Raw genomic sequence first — 15,982 nt, 5'->3', positions numbered from 1 at the left:
GGAGCTTGCGGGCGGCATAGGCGGCCCGGGTAGGCCCGTATACCACTTCCGGCTCTGGTGTGCGAACAACTTCTGTTATTCGGCGCATACTGCTGAAAGCAGACGGTCGTTGGGGTTACTGTCAGTTTCGTGTTCGCTGCAGAACGTCGCCAATTGATCCTCGAAATGGTGCGAGCGAACGGGGCCGTGTCGCTCCGTGAGCTCGCCCGCGTCGTCCAGACCTCCGAAGTGACCGTACGGCGGGACGTGCGCGCACTGGAGGCAGAAGGACTCCTCGACCGCCGGCACGGCGGTGCGGTATTGCCGGGCGGGTTCACGCGAGAGTCCGGCTTTCCGCAGAAGTCCCATCTCGCGACCGCCGAGAAGACGGCCATCGCCGACCTCGCCGCGGGCTTCGTCGAAGAGGGCGAGGCCATCGTGGTGGGGGCGGGTACCACGACGCAGGAGCTGGCGCGCCGGCTCGCGCGGGTGCCCGGGCTGACCGTCGTCACCAACTCGCTGCTGGTGGCCCAGGCCCTCGCCCATGCCAACCGGGTCGAGGTCGTGATGACCGGTGGCACGCTCCGGGGGTCCAACTACGCCCTCGTCGGGTCCGGTGCCGAGCAGTCCCTGCAAGGGTTGCGGGTCTCCAAGGCGTTCCTGTCCGGGAGCGGGCTGACGGCCGAGCGGGGCCTGTCCACGTCCAACATGCTGTCGGCGTCCGTCGACCGCGCCCTAGTGCAGGCGGCCGCCGAGGTCGTCGTCCTCGCCGACCACTCCAAGCTGGGCACGGACACCATGTTCCAGACCGTGCCCACGGACGTCATCACGCGCCTGGTCACGGACGAGCCGCCCGCCCACGACGACCGGGCCGCCACCGAGCTCCAGGCCCTGGCCGACCAGGGCGTGCAGATCGCCGTGACCGGCGCGTCGGGGGGTGCGACGACGACCGGTCCGGGGGGACCGGGGGCCTCCGGAAATGATGCCGTCCCGGCGCGTCAGCAGCGTCGGGACGTGCCGCTTCCGGGGCCGCGCCGTCAGGTCCCGGGCGCGGCGGCGGGCCTGCGGTCGGCCACGGCCCTGGGAGAGCAGAACGCCGGGGCGGAACGGGCACGCGTCGCGGATCTGCGCCGACGCTGAGCCACCGCACGGTCCGTCGCGTCCCCGGCACCAACGGCGGGGCGCCCGGCGGACCGTTGTGGTCCACCGGGCGCCCAGGACGTCGCGTACGCTCGCTCAGTCCTTGATCTCGCAGATGGGGGCGCCGGAGGTGACGGAGGCGCCGACTTCGGCGCCCAGGCTCTTGATGGTGCCGGACTTGTGGGCGTTGAGGGGCTGTTCCATCTTCATGGCTTCCAGGACGACGATCAGGTCGCCTTCCTGGACTTCCTGGCCTTCCTCGACCGCGATCTTCACGATGGTGCCCTGCATCGGGGAGGCGAGGGTGTCGCCGGACGCGGCGGGGCCGGACTTCTTCGCCGCGCGGCGCTTGGGCTTGGCACCGGCCGCCAGACCCGTGCGGGCCAGGCTCATGCCGAGCGAGGAGGGGAGGGAGACCTCCAGGCGCTTGCCGCCGACCTCGACGACGACCGTCTCCCGGCCGATCTCGTCGTCCGCCTCCGTGTCGGCGGGGGCGGTGAAGGGCTTGATGTCGTTGACGAACTCCGTCTCGATCCAGCGGGTGTGGACCGTGAAGGGGTCGGTGGAGCCGGTCAGTTCCGGCGCGAAGGCCGGGTCCCGCACGACCGTGCGGTGGAAGGGGATGGCGGTGGCCATGCCCTCGACGGTGAACTCCTCCAGAGCGCGGGAGGCACGCTGGAGGGCCTCGGCGCGGGTGCGGCCGGTCACGATCAGCTTCGCCAGCAGGGAGTCCCACGCCGGGCCGATCACCGAACCGGATTCGACGCCGGCGTCCAGGCGGACGCCGGGGCCGGTGGGCGGGTCGAAGAGGGTGACGGTGCCGGGGGCGGGCAGGAAGCCCCGGCCGGGGTCCTCGCCGTTGATGCGGAACTCGAAGGAGTGGCCGCGCAGCACCGGGTCGTCGTAGCCGAGCTTCTCACCGTCGGCGATGCGGAACATCTCGCGGACCAGGTCGATGCCGGCGACTTCCTCGGTGACCGGGTGCTCGACCTGGAGGCGGGTGTTGACCTCCAGGAAGGAGATCGTGCCGTCGGTGCCGACGAGGAACTCCACCGTGCCGGCGCCGACGTAGCCGGCCTCCTTCAGGATCGCCTTCGAGGCCGCGTACAGCTCGTCGACCTGCGCCTGGGACAGGAACGGGGCGGGGGCTTCCTCGACGAGCTTCTGGTGGCGGCGCTGGAGGGAGCAGTCACGGGTGGAGACGACGACCACGTTGCCGTGGGTGTCGGCCAGGCACTGGGTCTCCACGTGGCGGGGCCTGTCGAGGTAACGCTCGACGAAGCACTCCCCGCGGCCGAACGCGGCGACCGCCTCACGCACGGCCGAGTCGTAGAGCTCGGGGACCTCTTCGAGGGTGCGGGCGACTTTGAGGCCGCGGCCGCCGCCGCCGAAGGCGGCCTTGATCGCGATCGGCAGGCCGTGCTCCTTCGCGAAGGCCACGACCTCCTCCGCGCCCGAGACCGGGTCCGGGGTACCCGCGACCAGCGGGGCGCCCGCACGCTGGGCGATGTGGCGGGCGGCGACCTTGTCGCCCAGGTCACGGATGGCGTGCGGGGGCGGCCCGATCCAGATCAGACCCGCGTCCAGAACCGCCTGCGCGAACTCGGCGTTCTCGGAAAGGAATCCGTAGCCGGGGTGGACGGCGTCCGCGCCCGACTCACGCGCGGCCTTGAGGACCTTGGCGATGTCCAGGTAACTGGTGCCGGGGGTGTCACCACCCAGGGCGAACGCCTCATCAGCGGCGCGGACATGCAGAGCGTCCCGGTCCGGGTCCGCGTAGACGGCCACGCTCGCGATCCCGGCGTCCCGGCAGGCCCGGGCCACACGGACAGCGATTTCGCCACGATTGGCGATGAGCACCTTGCGCACGATTGAGGCTCCCTCCTTGAAACAAGCCGAGTTTAGGGACTGCCGACACGGCACTTCGACCCATCCCCAATGGTGAGCTTGCCCACACGGAGTGTGACCCGAGGCTCGCTCGACCCGCGAAATCCCTTGTCGTGCCGCGTTACGCAGGACTCCTCGGGGAAACCCTAGCCCCCTGATGTGGGCAAGGTCTCTGTAAGAGGGTGCCGCGGGCCACTCCGTTTCTTTGTGGAGTCCCTACGAATGGCCCAATGATTCTTTGCTCCCTGCCGACCTCTTGTCGCGAGGTTTACCCGTTAGTAGCGTTCCGGCTGTCTCGAACATACTTGGGGTAACGGCTGTCCTGTGCGGCAGCGGTCGAAAGTGGGTGGGGACCGGTGTCAGTGCGCAGGCCGGTGGCGTGGATCGTGGCGGTCGTGCTCTTCGCGGAGGCGGTCGGCGTCGCGGCGCTGAACTGGTTCCTCGGGATCGTCGTCGACCGGCAGGACATGTCCCTGGCCGGTCTCGACCCGGACATGATGTCCGTGTCCTCGAAGATCGGCGGTGTCGTCTTCGGGCTGTACTTCGCGCTGTGCGGGCTGGTGGCCCTGCTCGTGGCGTTGCGTGACCGTCCGCCCGCCGGCCTCGGCCGGATCCTGCTGATCAGCGCGGCCGTGGTGCACGGGCTGCTCGGTGCCTTCACCTGGGGACTGGTCGGCTGGCACGCCTTCCTCTTCATGATCCTCACCCTCGCCCTCATCGTGCTGCTGCTGATGACCTACGACGCTCGCGCGGAACCCGCGACCGGGCAGCGGACCGAGGACGGCAAGGGTGACGACGGTTCCCCGGTCAGCCCTCCGCCGGCGCCCACAACTCCGTGATGCCGACCCCGAGTTCGGCGAGCAGTCGGCGTACGAGGGGCAGGCTGATGCCGATCACGTTCCCGTGGTCGCCCTCGATGCCGTCGATGAACGGGGCCGAGCGGCCGTCCAGGGTGAACGCCCCGGCGACGTACAGGGGCTCGCCGGAGGCCACGTAGGCCGCGACCTCCTCGTCGGTCGGCTCGCCGAAGCGGACGACGGTGGAGGCGGTGGCCGAGACGTGGCGGCCGGAGGCGGTGTCCCAGACGCAGTGGCCGGTCTGCAGCGTGCCCGCCCGGCCGCGCATCGCCTTCCAGCGGGCGGTGGCCTCCTCGGCGTCCGCCGGCTTGCCGAGGGCCCGGCCGTCCAGGTCGAGCACCGAGTCGCAGCCGATCACCAGGGCGCCGTGCACCTCGGGCTTCGCGGCCACGACGGAGGCCTTGGCCTCGGCGAGGGCGAGGGCCAGCTCGGCGGGGGTGGGCGCGGTGACGGCGTCCTCGTCGACGCCGCTCACGAGCACCTCGGGGGCGAGCCCGGCCTGGCGGAGCAGGCCGAGCCGGGCCGGGGACTGGGAGGCGAGGACGAGTCGGCGGCGCGGCTGCTGGTCTGTCATGGGACCAGGGTATCGGCGGCGCCGGGAGGGCCGGTGCCTAGCGCACGCCGATCACGATCATCGCGAGGACCATGGCCAGCGCCAGGAAAACGCTCAGCCGCCGCAGCATGTCCTGCATGTCGCGCAGTTCCTTGGGCGGCTCGTTCTCGGGGTCGGACCAGAGCATGCCACCAGCGTGGGGCTTGGCCGTGGGGGGCGCTTGAGTACGGGTACTTATTTGGGGGCGCGGGGTTGCGGTGCTGTGCGCGGTTCCCCGCGCCCCTGAGCCTGCTGCAGCTAGCTCGGCCAGTAGGTGCGGCCCCATGACGCCGGGCCGGGAGGTGGCAGGTGGGCCGCCGCGATGCGGGACGGGTCGGACCACGCGTCGTGCGGGGTCTCGGCGCCGGACGGCTCGGCGACTGCCGTCGCGGCGCGGGCGCGGACCACCGCCAGAGCGGCGGCCAGCTCCTCGGGGGTGGGGTTGCCCCGTACGACCTTGATCGTCACAGCGGCTCCTTAGAGGGGGATGTTGCCGTGCTTCTTCGGGGGGAGGGATTCCCGCTTCGTACGCAGCTGACGCAGGCCGCGGACGAGGTGGCGGCGGGTGTCGGACGGCATGATCACCGCGTCGACGTAGCCGCGTTCGGCCGCCGTGTAGGGGTTGAGGAGGGCGTCCTCGTACTCCTGGATCAGGCGGGCGCGGGTGGCCTCGGCGTCGTCACCGGCCTCGGTGATGGTGCGGCGGTGCAGGATGTTGACCGCGCCCTGGGCGCCCATGACGGCGATCTGGGCGGTGGGCCAGGCGAGGTTCAGGTCGGCGCCCAGGTGCTTGGAGCCCATGACGTCGTAGGCGCCGCCGAAGGCCTTGCGGGTGATGACCGTGATCAGGGGGACGGTGGCCTCGGCGTAGGCGAAGATCAGCTTGGCGCCGCGGCGGATGATGCCGTCGTGCTCCTGGTCGACGCCCGGGAGGAAACCGGGGACGTCCACGAAGGTGATGACGGGGACGTTGAAGGCGTCGCAGGTGCGGACGAAGCGGGCCGCCTTCTCGGAGGCGGTGATGTCCAGGCAGCCGGCGAACTGCATCGGCTGGTTGGCGACGATGCCGACCGGGCGGCCCTCGACGCGGCCGAAGCCGGTGAGGATGTTCGGCGCGAACAGCGGCTGCGTCTCGAAGAACTCGGCGTCGTCGAGGACGTGCTCGATGACGGTGTGCATGTCGTACGGCTGGTTCGCCGAGTCCGGGACGATCACGTCCAGCTCGCGGTCCTCGTCCGTGACCTCGAGGTCCGCCTCCTCGGGGAAGGCGGGCGGGTCGGAGAGGTTGTTGGACGGCAGGTACGACAGCAGCTGCTTGACGTACTCGACGGCGTCCTTCTCGTCGCCGGCCATGTGGTGGGCCACGCCGGAGGTGGAGTTGTGGGTGCGGGCGCCGCCCAGCTCCTCGAAGCCGACGTCCTCGCCGGTGACGGTCTTGATGACGTCGGGGCCGGTGATGAACATGTGGCTGGTCTGGTCGACCATCACCGTGAAGTCGGTGATCGCGGGGGAGTAGACCGCGCCGCCCGCGCACGGACCGACGACCAGGCTGATCTGCGGGATGACGCCGGAGGCGTGGGTGTTGCGGCGGAAGATCTCGCCGTAGGCGCCGAGGGAGGCCACGCCCTCCTGGATGCGGGCGCCGCCGGAGTCGTTGATGCCGATGACCGGGCAGCCGGTCTTCAGCGCGAAGTCCATGACCTTGACGATCTTCTGGCCGTAGACCTCGCCCAACGCCCCGCCGAAGACGGTGAAGTCCTGGGAGAAGACCGCGACGGGACGGCCGTCGACGGTGCCGTAGCCGGTGACGACGCCGTCGCCGTAGGGGCGGTTGGCGTCAAGGCCGAAGTTGGTGGAGCGGTGCCGGGCGAACTCGTCCAGCTCGACGAAGGACCCCTCGTCGAGGAGGAGGTCGATGCGCTCACGGGCCGTCAGCTTGCCCTTGGCGTGCTGCTTCTCGACGGCGCGTTCCGAACCGGCGTGCGTCGCTTCCTCGATACGGCGCCTGAGATCCGCGAGCTTGCCCGCGGTCGTGTGGATGTCGGGCTGCTGCTCTTCCGGCTCGGACATCGAGATGCGGCTCCCTGCCTGCTCAAAAGGGGGGACGGTTACTCGTTCGTAGAGTAGTAGGGGGCCTTCCGTTCGGCAGTGCGGTGTTTCCCACACCTAGTGTGGGTTGCATGACGCCGCGAGATGCCTCTGACTCCCCGAACAACCGCTGGTCCGACCTGGACCGGCCGCCCCTCAACACCACGGCCCTGCGCCGGGGGCTGGTACGCGAGGGAGGGCTGTGGCGGCAGGTGGACGTGGTGCAGCGCACCGGCTCCACCAACTCCGACCTCGTGGCCCGTGCCGCCGAGGGGAACCTGGCCGAAGGGGTCGTCCTCGTCGCCGAGGAGCAGACCGCCGCGCGTGGCCGGCTGGACCGGCAGTGGACGGCACCGGCCCGCTCCGGGCTCTTCTTCTCCGTACTGCTGCGGCCCGCCGAGGTGCCGGTGACCCGCTGGGGCTGGCTGCCGCTGCTCACCGGCGTCGCGGTGGCGACGGGGCTCTCCCGGGCGGCGGGTGTCGATACGGCCCTGAAGTGGCCCAACGACCTGCTGGTGACGGTCGGCGACGAGGAGCGCAAGGCGGGCGGCATCCTCGCCGAGCGGGCCGGGGACGACGGGGTCGTCATCGGTGTGGGCATCAACGTCACCCTCCGGGCCGACGAACTCCCGGTGCCGCGGGCCGGGTCCCTGGCGCTGGCCGGGGCCGTGAACACCGACCGGGATCCGCTGCTGCGGGGAATACTGCGGTCGCTCGAGGAGTGGTACGGGCGGTGGCGGGCGGCCGAGGGCGACCCGGCGGCCAGCGGGCTCCAGGAGACGTACGCGGCGGGGTGCGCGACGCTCGGTCGGGTGGTGCGGGCGGAGCTTCCGGGCGAGCGGTCGCTCGTGGGGGAGGCGGTGGCCGTGGACGGGGACGGGAGGCTCGTGCTGGCCACCGAGGCGGGGGTGCAGGAGCCGGTTGGGGCGGGGGACATCGTGCACTTGCGGTTGGCGTGAGTGCGCCCACCCGTGCGGCGGGCTGCGGGCCGCAAGCTCGCCGGGAGTGAGCTGGGGCACACCTGACGTAAAGTTGGGGCCGGTCGAACCTGACCGCAGCAGATCGGAAGGGCAGCAGGCGTGACCGTCGACGACACGGGCTCCGGCGCGGACGGGGGCGGCCGGGTGGACCCCGAGCCCGACCCGGAGTCCGCCGACTCCGGCGAGGACCCGCTCGCGCTGCGCCTCGAAGGGCTCATTCTGGGCGCCGAGCGCCGCTACACCCCCTTCCAGGCCGCCCGCAGCGCGGGCGTCTCCATGGAGCTGGCCTCCCGTTTCTGGCGGGCCATGGGCTTCGCCGACATCGGCCAGGCCAAGGCGCTCACCGAGGCGGACGTCCTCGCCCTGCGTCGCCTGGCCGGTCTGGTGGAGGCGGGGCTGCTCAGCGAGGCCATGGCCGTCCAGGTGGCCCGGTCCACCGGGCAGACCACCGCCCGGTTGGCCGAGTGGCAGATCGACTCCTTCCTGGAGGGGCTGACCGAGCCGCCGGAGCCCGGGATGACGCGCACCGAGGTGACGTATCCCATCGTCGAGCTGCTGCTGCCCGAGTTGCAGGAGTTCCTCGTCTACGTCTGGCGGCGCCAGCTCGCCGCCTCGGCCGGCCGGGTCGTCCAGGCCGGTGACGACGAGGAGATGGTGGACCGGCGTCTCGCGGTCGGCTTCGCGGACCTGGTCGGGTTCACCCGGCTGACCCGCCGGATGGAGGAGGAGGAGCTCGGCGAGCTGGTCGAGGCCTTCGAGACCACCTGCGCCGACCTGGTGGCCGCACGCGGCGGACGGCTGATCAAGACCCTCGGCGACGAGGTGCTCTACGCCGCCGACGACGCCGGTACGGCCGCCGAGATCGCGCTGCGTCTCATCGAGACGATGGCGAACGACGAGACCATGCCGGAACTGCGCGTCGGCATCGCCTTCGGCACGGTGACCACCCGGATGGGCGACGTCTTCGGCACGACCGTCAACCTGGCCTCCCGGCTCACCTCGATAGCCCCCCGGGACGCCGTCCTCGTCGATGCCGCCTTCGCGGAGGAGCTGATCCGTACGCGCGACGCCCCGGCCTCGGAGGCGGCGGCCGCCGAGGAGGCCGCCGCGGCGGAGAAGGAGGGCGAGGAGCCGCCGGCGTACCGCTTCGCGCTCCAGCCGATGTGGCAGCGGCCGGTGCGCGGTCTCGGCGTGGTGGAGCCGTGGCTGCTCACCCGGCGGGGGGACGGCGGGGAGTCGTAGGGCTTGCCGGTCTCCGTCGTGTCCCTCGTGGCCGTCAGCCGTCGCCGTCGAGCAGGTCCACGCACAGGCCGATGACCGGCACGCACAGGCCCGGAGGGTCCGGCTCCGGCGTCGGGGCGGGCGCGGGTGGCGGCGTACCGCGGTCCGGGGGCGGGGCCGGTGTGGGGCGCGGTGCGGGGGTGTCCGGCCGCGGTGGCCGCGAAGATGCCGGAGGCTGTGCAGGCCGCGGGGTGTGAGCGGGCGGCGGAGCCTTGTCGTCCGTGTTCGGGGAGTCCGGGACGGTCGTCGCGGAGGGGAGCGCGGCCGAGGGGCCGCTCGCGGACGGCCCCGGCCCCGGTATGAGACCCGGTCCCGGGGTGCCGCTCAGACCGCCCATGGCCGAAGTCGCCGACGGGCTCACCTCGGGCGGACCGGCGGTGCTCGCGGCCGCGGGTGTCGTCGCCGGGTCCGGCGCGGTGCCCTGATCCCCGCCCGCCTCCGCGCGCGGCCCGGCCTCGGCGCCGTACCCGTCCACGTCGCCGCCGCCGGGCTCGGGCAGCAGGCGTACGAGGCTCAGGGTGCCGACCGCCAGTGCGAGGCCGCCGACGGTGCGTACCGCCTTGCGGGGGCGGGGCCTGCGGTGTCGGCCGCGGTTGCCCCACGGGTGCCGAGGGTTCGCCGGTGTGCCGGTGGTGCCGCTCGTCGTCATGGTCCCTCCCCGGTGCGCACGCGCCCCCGCTGCGCCGGTGGCGGAGCGACGCTACGGGCTGCCGTGGGCTCGGACACGCCGGTCGGCCGGATGTCACCCGATCGGGTAAGCGGGGCGGGTGGTGAGCGGGTGCGTTCGGCCTTTCGCCGCGGGGGTCCGCCTGCGATGATCGGGTGGTCGACTTGTTAACACGCGTTAACCGGAGGGTGTCATGAGCGAGGAGCGGTTCGGAGAGTTCGTCCTGGTGCGGCGGCACGGGGACGGACATGTCGCGGAGCTCGCGCTCGACCGGCCGAAGGCCATGAACGCCGTCTCGACCGCGATGGCCCGGTCCGTCGGGGCGGCGTGCGCGGCGCTGGGCGAGGACCGGAGCGTACGGGTGGTGGTGCTGACCTCGACCCACGAGCGCGCGTTCTGCGTCGGGGCCGACCTGAAGGAGCGCAACTCCTTCTCCGACGCCGACCTGCTGCGGCAGCGGCCGGTGACGCGGGGGGCGTACACCGCGGTGCTGGAGCTGCCGGTGCCGACGGTCGCGGCCGTGCACGGGTTCGCGCTGGGGGGCGGGTTCGAGCTGGCGCTGTCGTGCGACGTGATCGTGGCCGACCCCACGGCGGTGGTGGGACTGCCCGAGGTGTCGGTCGGGGTGATTCCGGGCGGCGGCGGTACGCAGTTGCTGCCGCGCCGGGTGGGGGCGGCGCGCGCCGCCGAGCTGGTGTTCACGGCGCGGCGGGTGGCGGCCGCGGAGGCGCGCGAGCTGGGGCTCGTGGACCAGCTGGTGGACGAGGGCCGGGACCGGGAGGAGGCCCTGGACCTCGCCTCCCGGATGGCCGCGAACTCACCCGTGGGACTGCGGGCGGCCAAGCGGGCACTGCGGCTCGGGCACGGACTGGACCTGCGGGCCGGCCTGGAGGTCGAGGACGCGGCGTGGCGGGCGGTGGCGTTCTCGGGGGACCGGGCCGAGGGGGTGGCGGCGTTCAACGAGAAGCGGGCGCCGCGGTGGCCGGGGGAGTGACCCCGCTCGTCCGTCTCCCCGGCTGTCCGGTAGCCGCACCGCAGGTGGGCGCCCCCGTTCGCCCCGCTTGAGTCCCGTTTCGCCCTGAATCTCCCTAGCCTGGAGTGATGGGTGACGACAGGCGGCTCGCGGCCGTGGTGGCACTGGCGCAGGGCATGGCCGCCGCGCACAGCTCGCGTGAGGCGTGGCGGGCGGCGGCCGCCGGTGCGTGCCTGGCGCTGGGCGGCAGCTTCGCCGCGCTGTCGGTGTGGGAGCGTGAGCTGGGCCGGCTCCGGGTCCTGGTGAACGTCGGCCGGCGGGCCGAGGGCGAGGAGGAGTTCCCGGAGGACGAGTCCTATCCGGTGCACCAGTTCGCGGAGATCACCGAGTTCCTGCACGAGCGCTGGGCCGGCGGCGGTGAGCCCGACGCCTGGGTCGAGACGGCCGAGGGGCCCGCCGCCGGGCGTCCCGGGTACGTCCACCAGCGCGTCGCCGCCCTGCGCCGCCGGGGGCGCGGCTGCTGCGTGGTCGCGCCGATCGTGCTGCACGGCCGCGCCTGGGGTGAGCTGTACGTGGCCCGCCCGGTGGGGGAGCGGGTCTTCGCGCGGCCCGACGCCGACTTCGCCACCGTGCTGGCCTCGGTCGTCGCCGCCGGTATCGCCCAGACCGAGCGGCTGGAGGAGGTCCGGCGCCTCGCGTACACCGACGCGCTCACCGGGCTGGCCAACCGCCGCGCCGTCGACACGGCACTGGACGAGGCCGTCGAACGGCACCGCAAGGAGGACGTCGCCGTCAGCCTCGTCGTATGCGACCTGAACGGCCTCAAGCGGGTGAACGACACGCACGGGCACGCCGTCGGCGACCGGCTCCTGGAGCGTTTCGGGTCGGTGCTGTCGCTGTGCGGGGCGATGCTGCCGGGGGCGCTCGCCGCGCGGCTCGGCGGGGACGAGTTCTGTCTGCTCGCGGTCGGGCCGTCCGCCGACGAGGTGGTCAAGGCGGCCGAGGAGCTGTGCCGCCGCGCGGCCGAGCTGGAGCTGGGTGACGGCGTCGCCTGCGGGGTCGCGTCCACGGAGGACCCGGTCGGGCCGGTGTGCTCCGCCCGCAGGCTCTTCCGGCTCGCCGACGCCGCCCAGTACCGCGCCAAGGCCGAACGGTCCGCCGGGCCGGTCGTCGCCGGTCGCGAGGGGCCCGACGACCCCGTCGTACGGCTCGCCGACGAGCCGTCCCGGGAGGAGGACGGGGAGCGCCGGCGGTTCCGCGGGCGGCACTCGCCGTGACGCCGGTCCGGTAAGGGGCGCAACCGGCACGCATCCGTGACGTACCCCCTCGTGACATCATCGAATTCACTGCGTACGCTCCTGAATATGGATATGCACACTGTGGTGGTGGGGACATCCGGGGTCACCGTGTCCGACGTCCTCGCCGTGGCGCGGGACGGCGCCCGGATCGAACTCTCCGACGACGCGGTCGCCGCCCTGGCCGCGGCCCGCGGGATCGTGGACGCGCTGGCCGCCAAGCCGGACCCCGTGTACGGCGTGAGCACCGGTTTCGGCGCCCTGGCGACCCGGCACATCAGCCCGGACCTGCGGGCCCAGCTACAGCGCAACATCGTCCGCTCGCACGCCGCCGGGATGGGCCCGCGCGTCGAGCGCGAGGTGGTCCGCGCGCTGATGTTCCTGCGGCTGAAGACCGTCTGCTCCGGACACACCGGCGTCCGCCCCGAGGTCGCGCGGACCATGGCCGACGTGCTCAACGCCGGGATCACCCCGGTCGTGCACGAGTACGGCTCCCTCGGCTGCTCCGGCGACCTCGCCCCGCTCTCGCACTGCGCGCTCACCCTCATGGGCGAGGGCGACGCCGAGGGCCCCGACGGCACCGTACGGCCGGCCGGCGAGCTGCTCGCCGAGCACGGGATCGCCCCCGTCGAGCTGCGCGAGAAGGAGGGCCTCGCCCTCCTCAACGGCACCGACGGCATGCTCGGCATGCTGGTCATGGCCCTCGCCGACCTCGACACCCTCTACAAGTCCGCCGACATCACCGCGGCGTTGACCATGGAGGCGCTGCTCGGCACCGACAAGGTGCTCGCCCCCGAGCTGCACGCCATCCGCCCGCACCCCGGGCAGGCCGCCAGCGCCGCCAACATGGCCGCCGTGCTCAAGGGCTCCGGACTGACCGGGCACCACCAGGACGACGCCCCCCGCGTCCAGGACGCCTACTCGGTGCGCTGTGCCCCGCAGGTCGCCGGTGCCGGACGCGACACGATGGCCCACGCGGGTCTCGTCGCCGAGCGGGAGCTGGCCGCGGCCGTGGACAACCCGGTCGTCCTGCCCGACGGCCGCGTGGAGTCCAACGGCAACTTCCACGGCGCCCCGGTCGCCTACGTCCTCGACTTCCTCGCCGTCGCCGTCGCGGACCTCGGTTCCATCGCCGAGCGGCGCACCGACCGGCTCCTCGACAAGAACCGCAGCCACGGCCTGCCGCCGTTCCTCGCCGACGACGCCGGTGTCGACTCCGGGCTGATGATCGCCCAGTACACGCAGGCGGCCCTGGTCAGCGAGTTGAAGCGGCTCGCCGTACCGGCCTCGGCGGACTCGATCCCGTCCTCCGCGATGCAGGAGGACCACGTGTCCATGGGCTGGTCGGCGGCGCGCAAGCTGCGCACGGCCGTCGACAACCTCACCCGCGTGATCGCCGTCGAGCTGTACGCCGCCACCCGCGCGATCCAGCTCCGCGAGGGACTCACCCCCGCCCCGGCCTCGCAGGCCGTCATCGACGCCGTACGGGCGGCCGGTGTGGAGGGTCCCGGGCCGGACCGGTTCCTGGCGCCCGACCTCGCCGCGGCGGACGCGTTCGTACGCGCCGGGCACCTGGTGGCGGCGGCGGAGACGGTCACCGGGCCGCTGCGCTAGGGCTTGTCGGCGGCATGATCCGCCGGCCAGGCCCTGGCGGAGCCGGCGAAGTCCGAGGGGCCCCTGTCGGGAGGACGGGGCCCCTCTGCGCTGCCTGTGAAGAGCCTGCCGCCCCCGAACGGTCAAAAAAGCCAAAAGAACGTCAAGCGCTGTCAAAAATCAAGGCGTTCCCGGCGCACCGAATACCCGACGAACCCGGCGCCGAGACCGAGGCAGAGGGCGCCGCCGACGACGTACGGGGTGCTGTCGAAGCTTCCGGTGTCGGCCAGGCGGGCCGTGCCCTCACCGGTGGCCGCCGTGTCCGTGGAAGCGACTCTGGCCTGCTCGGTGACCTGCGGAGACGGGCTCGCGGAGGCGGACTTGAGCACCGGCGTGTCGGGTGTCGCGTTGGCGGACGGGACGAACCACATGGCGCACAGCAGGCCGCCTGCGGCGGCGGCGGTCAGCAACGGTCGGCGAGCGGATGACACGGAATATCGATCCCCTTGTGGCGCTGGCGAATTGGCCGTGTGGGCAGATGTTAGTGAAAGCCGCGGGTCACAGGAAAGTCACGGGAGCGGTCGGCCTTACGCTCCGGGCATGAGTACTCCAGAGACATCACGTTTTGTACGGATTCGCGTCGAGCTCGTTCTCGAGGTCGACGACGAGGAGGCCGTCACCGGGGCGGCGCTGCAGGCGCTCGCCGAGGACGCCGACCTGCCCGACGCGGAAAGGGCTCACGCCGAGCGTGCCGTGACGGAGGACACCGCGGAGGCCCTGGCTCACCTCGTGGACCCGTTCGACCTGGTCAGCGCGGTGCCCGGAGTCGAGCTCCAGCAGGCCTCCTGGAGCAGCGAGCAGATCGACTACGACCCCGATTCGCCCGAGTGGGACCTGGACGAGGAAGATGGCGACGAGAACGACCCGGAAGACGATGAAATGACGGTCGGCTGACGCAGTGTGGGGAAAAACGTGACCCCGGGCGGCAACCGTCGTCCGGGGTTTCGTCGTCTCAAGGGGCGCACCGGCCGACCCCCGCACCGCCCCCGCCTCCGCGGCAAACGTGGTATGCCCCACACCGGCGAGCGATGTGGAACGGGACGAACCGGTCGTAGCGTTGAAGTTCTTGACGGGAAATCTCGGGGTTTCCGGACTCGGCAACGATGGAGAAGCGTGTGATGACGGACGGTAAGCGGCGCAAGGGCCTGGCGGCCGCGTCCGCACTGCTCGGCGGTGTGCTGGTGCTCTCGGCATGTTCCAGTAGCGACGCCGGCACCTCCGAGGGTGGGGACGGCAAGACCTCGCAGGCCGAGGCCGACAAGGCGGCGGCCAAGAAGGCGTCCGAGGCCCAGATCAAGATCACACCCAAGGACAACTCGGACAACGCCTCCATCAACAACGCCGCCGGCGTCACCGTGAGCAAGGGGACGCTCACCGAGGTGAAGATGACCGCCTCCGACGGCACCGAGGTCAGCGGCGAGATATCCGCCGACAAGACCAGCTGGAAGCCCAGCGGTCAGCTGGAGCGGGCCACCACCTACAAGCTGACGGCGACCGCGAAGGACTCCGAGGGCCGCGCCGCCCACGAGAACGCGTCGTTCACCACGGTCTCCCAGAAGAACAGCTTCATCGGCACCTTCACCCCGGACGACGGCAAGACCGTCGGCGTCGGCATGCCGGTGTCGATCAACTTCGACAAGGAGATCACCGACAAGGCCGCCGTCCAGAAGGGCATCACGGTCAACACCAGCAGCGGCCAGGAGGTCGCCTGCCACTGGTTCAGCACCCAGCGCATGGACTGCCGCCCGGAGAACTACTGGCAGGAGGGCTCGACCGTCACCCTCAAGCTGGCGCTCGACGGGGTCGAGGGCGCCGAGGGCGTCTACGGCGTCCAGCAGAAGTCGGTCACCTTCAAGATCGGCCGCAACCAGGTCTCGTACGTCGACGCGAAGACCAAGCAGATGAAGATCACGCAGGACGGCAAGACCGTCAAGACGATCCCGATCTCCGCCGGCTCCCCCGAGAACAAGACCTACGAAGGCCAGATGGTGATCTCCGAGAAGTTCAAGGAGACCCGGATGGACGGCTCGACGGTCGGCTTCACCGACGACGACGGCAAGGGCGAGTACGACATCAAGGACGTGCCCCACGCCATGCGCCTGAGCACCTCCGGCACCTTCATCCACGGCAACTACTGGAGCAAGGGCATCTTCGGCAGCGCCAACACCAGCCACGGCTGCGTCGGCCTCGCCGACACCCAGGGCGCCGACGACCCGAACACGCCGGGCGCGTGGTTCTACAACAACTCGATCATCGGTGACGTGGTCGTCGTCCAGAACACCGGCGACAAGACCATCGCCCCGGACAACGGCCTCAACGGCTGGAACATGGACTGGGCCCAGTGGAAGGCGGGTTCGGCGGTCTGACGCCGAACGCACCGCGGCCCACCGCGACTTCGCTTCATCCGACGCCCGTCGCCCCTCACCGGGGCGGCGGGCGTCCGTCGTCCAACCCCACCGGCAGGTAACGGAGTTCGCGCGGACGCGTAACACCGGACGGCGATCTCGTAACAGTTGGCAGGCGGTTTCCCGACCGTCTCCGCCACCGCCGTTCGCGGTCTTGAGCGGCTGATCTCCCCTCGGCATACTCC

The 15,982-nt window shown here is 71.9% G+C and carries 16 protein-coding genes; 9 read left to right on the top strand and 7 right to left on the bottom strand.

What is annotated here, in order from left to right:
- Positions 1-129 precede the first annotated feature (129 nt).
- Complete coding sequence (locus ACFW48_RS30115) at positions 130-1,119, top strand: DeoR/GlpR family DNA-binding transcription regulator (protein WP_310871564.1); 990 nt, start codon at positions 130-132, stop codon at positions 1,117-1,119.
- 96 nt (positions 1,120-1,215) lie between these two features.
- Here the strand turns inward: ACFW48_RS30115 and ACFW48_RS30110 are convergent, their stop codons facing one another.
- Positions 1,216-2,988 carry an acetyl/propionyl/methylcrotonyl-CoA carboxylase subunit alpha gene (locus tag ACFW48_RS30110; RefSeq protein ID WP_386320054.1) on the bottom strand — a complete coding sequence of 591 codons (1,773 nt, stop codon included), beginning with the start codon at positions 2,986-2,988 and terminating at the stop codon, positions 1,216-1,218.
- Between the two features lie 374 nt (positions 2,989-3,362).
- On the opposite strand from ACFW48_RS30110, the gene ACFW48_RS30105 reads away from it, so the two are divergent.
- Positions 3,363-3,845, top strand: coding sequence for a hypothetical protein (locus ACFW48_RS30105; protein WP_386320052.1), 483 nt, complete (start codon positions 3,363-3,365; stop codon positions 3,843-3,845).
- Here the strand turns inward: ACFW48_RS30105 and ACFW48_RS30100 are convergent.
- The 4 genes from ACFW48_RS30100 to ACFW48_RS30085 all read right to left on the bottom strand — a co-directional run bounded on the left by ACFW48_RS30100 (position 3,814) and on the right by ACFW48_RS30085 (position 6,525).
- Positions 3,814-4,437, bottom strand: coding sequence for a Maf family protein (locus ACFW48_RS30100; protein WP_386320050.1), 624 nt, complete (start codon positions 4,435-4,437; stop codon positions 3,814-3,816). The two genes, ACFW48_RS30105 and ACFW48_RS30100, sit on opposite strands and share 32 nt — an antisense overlap.
- Before the next feature lie 37 nt (positions 4,438-4,474).
- Positions 4,475-4,603 carry a morphogenic membrane protein MmpB gene (gene mmpB / locus ACFW48_RS30095; RefSeq protein WP_386320048.1) on the bottom strand — a complete coding sequence of 43 codons (129 nt, stop codon included), beginning with the start codon at positions 4,601-4,603 and terminating at the stop codon, positions 4,475-4,477.
- 110 nt (positions 4,604-4,713) lie between these two features.
- Complete coding sequence (locus tag ACFW48_RS30090; RefSeq protein WP_386320045.1) at positions 4,714-4,923, bottom strand: acyl-CoA carboxylase epsilon subunit; 210 nt, start codon at positions 4,921-4,923, stop codon at positions 4,714-4,716.
- A 9-nt stretch (positions 4,924-4,932) separates the two neighbouring features.
- Positions 4,933-6,525 carry an acyl-CoA carboxylase subunit beta gene (locus ACFW48_RS30085; protein WP_386320042.1) on the bottom strand — a complete coding sequence of 531 codons (1,593 nt, stop codon included), beginning with the start codon at positions 6,523-6,525 and terminating at the stop codon, positions 4,933-4,935.
- A 110-nt stretch (positions 6,526-6,635) separates the two neighbouring features.
- Between ACFW48_RS30085 and ACFW48_RS30080 the strand changes: the two genes are divergently transcribed.
- Both ACFW48_RS30080 and ACFW48_RS30075 read left to right on the top strand, forming a co-directional pair.
- Positions 6,636-7,502, top strand: a complete 867-nt coding sequence (locus ACFW48_RS30080) for a biotin--[acetyl-CoA-carboxylase] ligase (RefSeq protein WP_386320040.1) — start codon at positions 6,636-6,638, stop codon at positions 7,500-7,502.
- 120 nt (positions 7,503-7,622) lie between these two features.
- Entirely contained in the window at positions 7,623-8,765 is a 1,143-nt protein-coding gene (locus tag ACFW48_RS30075) for an adenylate/guanylate cyclase domain-containing protein (RefSeq protein WP_386320038.1), read from the top strand.
- A 34-nt stretch (positions 8,766-8,799) separates the two neighbouring features.
- On the opposite strand, the gene ACFW48_RS30070 is transcribed toward ACFW48_RS30075, so the two are convergent.
- Positions 8,800-9,453: a hypothetical protein gene (locus ACFW48_RS30070; RefSeq protein ID WP_386320035.1), complete on the bottom strand. Its 654-nt coding sequence runs from the start codon at positions 9,451-9,453 to the stop codon at positions 8,800-8,802.
- A 211-nt stretch (positions 9,454-9,664) separates the two neighbouring features.
- On the opposite strand from ACFW48_RS30070, the gene ACFW48_RS30065 reads away from it, so the two are divergent.
- From ACFW48_RS30065 to hutH, 3 genes are all read left to right on the top strand, one after another.
- Complete coding sequence (locus tag ACFW48_RS30065; RefSeq protein WP_386320032.1) at positions 9,665-10,465, top strand: enoyl-CoA hydratase/isomerase family protein; 801 nt, start codon at positions 9,665-9,667, stop codon at positions 10,463-10,465.
- Positions 10,466-10,572: 107 nt separating this feature from the next.
- Positions 10,573-11,721: a diguanylate cyclase domain-containing protein gene (locus ACFW48_RS30060; protein WP_386320029.1), complete on the top strand. Its 1,149-nt coding sequence runs from the start codon at positions 10,573-10,575 to the stop codon at positions 11,719-11,721.
- A gap of 93 nt (positions 11,722-11,814) precedes the next feature.
- Positions 11,815-13,353 (top strand): histidine ammonia-lyase, encoded by a 1,539-nt coding sequence (hutH, locus tag ACFW48_RS30055; RefSeq protein ID WP_386320171.1) that lies wholly within the window; start codon positions 11,815-11,817, stop codon positions 13,351-13,353.
- Positions 13,354-13,505: 152 nt separating this feature from the next.
- On the opposite strand, the gene ACFW48_RS30050 is transcribed toward hutH, so the two are convergent.
- Complete coding sequence (locus ACFW48_RS30050) at positions 13,506-13,823, bottom strand: hypothetical protein (RefSeq protein ID WP_386320027.1); 318 nt, start codon at positions 13,821-13,823, stop codon at positions 13,506-13,508.
- 109 nt (positions 13,824-13,932) lie between these two features.
- Here ACFW48_RS30050 and ACFW48_RS30045 point away from each other — a divergent pair, with 109 nt between their 5' ends.
- Positions 13,933-14,286, top strand: coding sequence for a hypothetical protein (locus ACFW48_RS30045; RefSeq protein WP_386320024.1), 354 nt, complete (start codon positions 13,933-13,935; stop codon positions 14,284-14,286).
- Between the two features lie 224 nt (positions 14,287-14,510).
- Positions 14,511-15,758 carry an Ig-like domain-containing protein gene (locus tag ACFW48_RS30040; protein WP_386320022.1) on the top strand — a complete coding sequence of 416 codons (1,248 nt, stop codon included), beginning with the start codon at positions 14,511-14,513 and terminating at the stop codon, positions 15,756-15,758.
- Positions 15,759-15,982: the final 224 nt, after the last annotated feature.

The sequence above is a fragment of the Streptomyces sp. NPDC058812 genome (assembly GCF_042744565.1).
Lineage (GTDB): Bacteria > Actinomycetota > Actinomycetes > Streptomycetales > Streptomycetaceae > Streptomyces > Streptomyces thinghirensis.
This window is presented reverse-complemented; position numbering and strand designations above follow the sequence as displayed.

Coding starts and splice junctions, on each gene's coding strand:
- ACFW48_RS30040 (WP_386320022.1), top strand. CDS start 14,511: ATGACGGACGGTAAGCGGCGCAAGGGCCTGGCGGCCGCGTCCGCACTG.
- ACFW48_RS30060 (WP_386320029.1), top strand. CDS start 10,573: ATGGGTGACGACAGGCGGCTCGCGGCCGTGGTGGCACTGGCGCAGGGC.
- ACFW48_RS30100 (WP_386320050.1), bottom strand. CDS start 4,437: ATGACAGACCAGCAGCCGCGCCGCCGACTCGTCCTCGCCTCCCAGTCC.
- mmpB (WP_386320048.1), bottom strand. CDS start 4,603: ATGCTCTGGTCCGACCCCGAGAACGAGCCGCCCAAGGAACTGCGCGAC.
- ACFW48_RS30045 (WP_386320024.1), top strand. CDS start 13,933: ATGAGTACTCCAGAGACATCACGTTTTGTACGGATTCGCGTCGAGCTC.
- ACFW48_RS30080 (WP_386320040.1), top strand. CDS start 6,636: ATGACGCCGCGAGATGCCTCTGACTCCCCGAACAACCGCTGGTCCGAC.
- ACFW48_RS30070 (WP_386320035.1), bottom strand. CDS start 9,453: ATGACGACGAGCGGCACCACCGGCACACCGGCGAACCCTCGGCACCCG.
- ACFW48_RS30065 (WP_386320032.1), top strand. CDS start 9,665: ATGAGCGAGGAGCGGTTCGGAGAGTTCGTCCTGGTGCGGCGGCACGGG.
- hutH (WP_386320171.1), top strand. CDS start 11,815: ATGCACACTGTGGTGGTGGGGACATCCGGGGTCACCGTGTCCGACGTC.
- ACFW48_RS30085 (WP_386320042.1), bottom strand. CDS start 6,525: ATGTCCGAGCCGGAAGAGCAGCAGCCCGACATCCACACGACCGCGGGC.